Consider the following 1,896-nt stretch of genomic DNA (forward strand, 5'->3'; position numbering starts at 1 on the left):
TGTGCCTCGTTGGATCCAATCTCCACGTTGCGCATTGAGGAGTTGCTCAAGGAACTGGGCCGTCGCTACACGATCATTATCGTTACCCACAACATGCAGCAGGCAGCGCGGGTCTCCGACTTTACCGCCTTCTTCAACACTGAAGTCGACGAAGAGGGGTTTCGCTACGGACGGCTAGTGGAGTTTAACCGCACTGAGAAAATCTTTAACTCTCCCGCCCATCGGGAAACGGAAGAGTACGTGAGCGGACGGTTCGGCTAATCTGCTGTTGGCGATCCCTCAATTCTGGTCAGTTGGGATCCCGCTCGCCTATTCTAATGGGCGGGAAGATCTATGCAAGGTGAGGCACCGGCGAGATGGCCAAGCGGGTGCGTCTGGATAGCTGGTTGGTGGAGCGCGGATATTTTTCCTCACGCCAGCAAGCGCAACGCTCCATTTTGGCAGGAGAAGTCTTTCTAAATGGGGTGCGGGCGGAAAAGCCTGGAACCTGGGTGAGCGGGGATCCAGCGGTGCAAGTCCAGTCTGGGCCTGCTTTTGTCTCACGGGGGGGAGAAAAGCTACAGGGGGCGCTGCAAACTTTTCCTGTTCAGGTGCAGGGTCGTATTTGTTTGGATGCGGGCATTTCCACAGGAGGTTTTACAGACTGCTTGTTGAAACGGGGAGCCCAGCGGGTCTACGGAGTGGATGTGGGCTATGGGCAACTGGCCTGGTCTTTGCGAACGGATGCGCGGGTGATCCTAAAGGAGCGGGCCAACTTGCGCCATCTGCAGCCGGAGGATCTGTACGGAAGCGAGGCACCTCCCCAGAGCTGGCCGGATTTGGCGGTGGTAGACCTGTCTTTTATTTCCCTGACTAAGGTGCTAGCTCCGCTGTGGAACCTGTTGCGTTTCCCACGGGAGGCGCTGTTGCTGGTGAAGCCCCAGTTTGAGGCGGGCCGAGACCAGGTGGGTAAAAAGGGGGTGGTACGGGATCCGGTTGTCCATGCCCGCGTGCTGGAGACGGTGATGCGCTCGGCCGTGGCCCAGGGCTGGCAGGTGCAAGGCTACACGTGGTCGCCCATCACTGGCCCTGCCGGCAATATCGAGTATTGGCTCTGGCTGGCCGAAGGAGAAGGGATCCCTCTCCCCAGCGGCAGTGCGCTACAACAGATGAGCGAGCAGGCGAGAGCGACTTTACACGCATAGATTGTCGATTTTGTCAATAAGCTAATGTGCTGGATTGAGGGAGATGAGCCAAAAAATTGAAGAATTGTTTCAGGAAGGGATTCGGCGCTATGAATCCGGGGAAGCAGCCAAGACGTTAATTCCCTCTTTTGAGTCGATCTGTAAGGGATCCCCAAAGGCGGCGGCGGCTTGGACGTGCTTGTCCTGGCTCTACCTTCTGGAGGGGCAGGCGGAAAAAGCTCTGAAGGCCGCCCAGACTGCTGTGAAGTTGGATCCGGTGGATGCCCAGCCCCGTGTGAATCTGACCCTAGCCATGCTGGAGCTGAAAAAAACCGGGGTACGCCAGCAGGTGGAGGCCATTAAGCAAATCTTGGCACGGGATCCCGAGCAGATTGAGGGTGTCAAATCCAACCTGCAAGAGGGAGGGAACCGCCGTCCTGCTTGGCCCCACTTGAGCAAGATTTACAACTGGCTCTTTGAAGAAGATTAAGTGACCCTATTCCTTGTTTTGCAACAAGACTTTAGGAAAATCTAGAGCTTTTTATTTTAATCTACAACTCTTAGCAATGTTCTCATGGAGTTGGTGCTAAACTTCTTGTACCCAATAGCAATATGGGATCCATTTATCGATAGGGGTTAGCTCTCGTCGCTTCTCTTCCCCGGCCTCAGTTGATTGATGAGATTGAACTCCGGGCTGGCGCGAGATGCTTAGCTCGGCGGTGGCTGCACTTCA

General features: G+C 55.5%; 2 protein-coding genes and 1 pseudogene. All 3 read left to right on the forward strand.

Going from position 1 to position 1,896, the window contains the following annotated elements; genetic code table 11:
• Positions 1-261 (forward strand): annotated as a pseudogene (locus NW820_RS12125) (phosphate ABC transporter ATP-binding protein); the annotation flags it as partial.
• 95 nt (positions 262-356) lie between these two features.
• Positions 357-1,184, forward strand: coding sequence for a TlyA family RNA methyltransferase (locus tag NW820_RS12130; protein ID WP_011432704.1), 828 nt, complete (start codon positions 357-359; stop codon positions 1,182-1,184).
• A gap of 43 nt (positions 1,185-1,227) precedes the next feature.
• Positions 1,228-1,653 (forward strand): hypothetical protein, encoded by a 426-nt coding sequence (locus tag NW820_RS12135; RefSeq protein WP_011432703.1) that lies wholly within the window; start codon positions 1,228-1,230, stop codon positions 1,651-1,653.
• Positions 1,654-1,896 lie beyond the last annotated feature (243 nt).

The sequence above is a fragment of the Synechococcus sp. R55.7 genome, assembly GCF_047461955.1.
Taxonomy (GTDB): domain Bacteria; phylum Cyanobacteriota; class Cyanobacteriia; order Thermostichales; family Thermostichaceae; genus Thermostichus.

Bases quoted from the DNA above. Each gene is read 5' to 3' on its own strand.
- NW820_RS12135 (WP_011432703.1), top strand. From the start codon at position 1,228: ATGAGCCAAAAAATTGAAGAATTGTTTCAGGAAGGGATTCGGCGCTAT.
- NW820_RS12130 (WP_011432704.1), top strand. From the start codon at position 357: ATGGCCAAGCGGGTGCGTCTGGATAGCTGGTTGGTGGAGCGCGGATAT.